A 2,504-nucleotide genomic window follows, 5' to 3' on the forward strand; every position below is an offset into this window, starting at 1 on the left:
CTAAACTCATCGGCATTAATAATCGCGATTTGCACAGCTTTGAGGTTAGCCTAGAAAACACGTTTTCGCTCTTGCCTTCCATTCCTGAAGACAAAATCGTCGTAACAGAAAGTGGTATTCATACTCTGGATGATGTGCAAGCGATGCGAGAGAAACAGGTAAACGCGTTTTTGGTGGGAGAGGCCTTTATGCGTGCGGCCGACCCAGGTGATGAATTGGCGAGACTGTTTTTTTAAGAGGACTTTTTAAGAGGACTTTTCAAGAGGACTGAGAGCACCCCTCGCTAAGACCAAAGTAAGGGGTGAAATAGCACATTACTTCTGGTAGCTTTTCACAGCGCAAACAAAAATAAAGGACGCAATTATGAAAGCCCTAACATCCTCCCGTTTATTGCAATCGCTTCTTGTCGCAACGGCACTTGGTTTGGCTGCCTGTTCTGAAAAGGCAGAGCAGCAAACAAGCACGGAACAGAAGGTTGAAACAACCACCCTGAAGTTGGCTGAAACTTGGGGGCCTAACTTCCCTATCTTTGGTGATGCAACGAAGAACCTCGCCACGATGGTCGACAAAATGTCGAATGGTCGTTTGAAGATCACCATCGATTCTTCCAATAAGCACAAATCGCCTTTTGGCATTTTCGATATGGTGAAGTCAGGGCAATATGATCTAGGGCATTCGGCATCCTACTATTGGAAAGGCAAGGTTCCCGCGACGCTCTATTTTACGACGATGCCATTTGGCATGATCGCGCCAGAACAGTATGCATGGTTTTATTATGGTGGCGGCATGGAGTTAATGGATGAGCTGTATTCACAGCACAACCTTATGTCATTTCCTGGTGGCAACACATCTAATCAAATGGGTGGTTGGTTCCAAAAAGAGATTAAAACGGTCGAAGACCTTCAAGGCCTGAAAATGCGAATTCCGGGCTTTGCGGGTGAAGTGCTTGCGCAACTGGGTGCTAAGCCAACGAACATCCCTCCAGGTGAGCTATACACGGCACTAGAGCGAGGCACAATTGATGCCCTTGAGTGGGTTGGCCCTTCTCTTGACTTGCGTATGGGATTCCACAAGATTGCACCTTATTACTATACCGGTTGGCACGAGCCAGCAACGGAGTTGCAGTTTCTTGTGAACAAGAAAACCTTCGATGCCTTGCCTGCAGACCTTCAGGAAATCTTAAGAACAGCGATGAAAACCGTTGCTTATGATATGTACATTCAGTCTACCCACGAAAGCGGTAAGAACTGGGCGGCTATGAAGGAAGAGTTCCCGAACATTCTTGTGAAAACGTTTCCAGAAGAAGTCATGACGGCGATTCGCAGTGCAAATGACGACCTGTTAAAAGCGAATGCTGAAGCTGACCCATTTGCTGCGCGCGTGTTGGAGTCGCAGAAAACCTATATGGAGCAGGTTCGTGAGTGGACGCTGATTTCAGACAAGGCCTACCTCGATAGCCTTAATTAAGACTAAGGAAAGCCCAAGCATAAAACCTTGGGCTTTTTTGATCCTATGATTCGAACGATTGATCGCCTGTGTGCAAAGATCACTAGTGCTTGCGGCGCCCTCGCGTGCCTCGCCATGGTGTTGATGCTGTTTAACGTCTTTTATGACGTGGTGATGCGTTACGCATTTAATGACGTTTCAATTGGCATGCAAGAACTCGAATGGCATCTTTTCGCAACGGTATTTTTACTGGGAACGCCATACGCGATGCAGCGAGACGGCCATGTTCGAGTCGATATTTTTTACGATAACTGGTCAGATAAACGAAAAGCACTGATCAATATGATCGGTGCTCTAGTCTTTGTTTTTCCATTTGTCGTTCTAGTCACCTATTACGGTGTTAGTTTCTCTTTTGATGCCTTTCAAATGGGTGAGGGGAGCGGCGACCCTGGCGGATTGCCCTATCGCTGGATTATAAAATCGCTCATACCTGTCTCTTTCGCCCTCATGGGGATTGCCGGGATCGGGATGGTAACCAAGGCGCTGCTTGTACTCAAAGGGGAAGAAGACTACTCAGGTGTCGATAAAGGGATGTTGTCGTGATCGGTATTATCATGTTCTTTGCAGCGCTGTTGCTGCTGATGTTGGGTTTTCCTGTTGCCTTCACCTTTGCGGGTGTTGCCCTGATTTTCGGCGTGTTTGCTGAAGGCGTCGATCTATTTGCATTTATGCCGTATCGCATTCAAAGCATCATGGAAAACACCATATTAATGGCGATTCCTTTGTTTATTTTCATGGGTGTTGTACTCCAGAAAACAAAGCTTGCAGAGCAGTTGCTAGTTTCAATGTCGCAATTGTTTGGGCGGATGAGTGGTGGCGTCGCGATTAGCACGATTTTGGTCGGCGCACTGCTCGCAGCGTCGACCGGTGTCGTAGGGGCAAGCGTCGTTGCCATGGGGTTGATCTCTCTGCCTTGTATGCTCAAGTATAATTACGACAAGCAACTGGCCTGTGGCACGATTTGCGCCTCTGGCACGCTTGGCCAAATAATACCGCCC

The 2,504-nt window shown here is 47.6% G+C and carries 3 protein-coding genes and 1 pseudogene; all 4 read left to right on the top strand.

Going from position 1 to position 2,504, the window contains the following annotated elements; translation table 11 throughout:
• Positions 1–236: pseudogene (trpC, locus tag A3751_RS10410) on the top strand (indole-3-glycerol-phosphate synthase TrpC); the annotation flags it as partial.
• A 127-nt stretch (positions 237–363) separates the two neighbouring features.
• Positions 364–1,467 carry a TRAP transporter substrate-binding protein gene (locus A3751_RS10415; protein WP_068455454.1) on the top strand — a complete coding sequence of 368 codons (1,104 nt, stop codon included), beginning with the start codon at positions 364–366 and terminating at the stop codon, positions 1,465–1,467.
• Between the two features lie 45 nt (positions 1,468–1,512).
• Complete coding sequence (locus tag A3751_RS10420; protein WP_156492373.1) at positions 1,513–2,049, top strand: TRAP transporter small permease subunit; 537 nt, start codon at positions 1,513–1,515, stop codon at positions 2,047–2,049.
• On the top strand, positions 2,046–2,504 hold a 459-nt coding region (locus A3751_RS10425), incomplete at its 3' end, for a TRAP transporter large permease subunit (protein ID WP_156492374.1). The genes A3751_RS10420 and A3751_RS10425, both read left to right, overlap by 4 nt.

This window comes from Oleiphilus sp. HI0080 (assembly GCF_001635135.1).

What these genes read in the sequence shown, in the direction of transcription:
- A3751_RS10415 (WP_068455454.1), top strand. Translation starts at nt 364, where the DNA reads ATGAAAGCCCTAACATCCTCCCGTTTATTGCAATCGCTTCTTGTCGCA.
- A3751_RS10420 (WP_156492373.1), top strand. Translation starts at nt 1,513, where the DNA reads ATGATTCGAACGATTGATCGCCTGTGTGCAAAGATCACTAGTGCTTGC.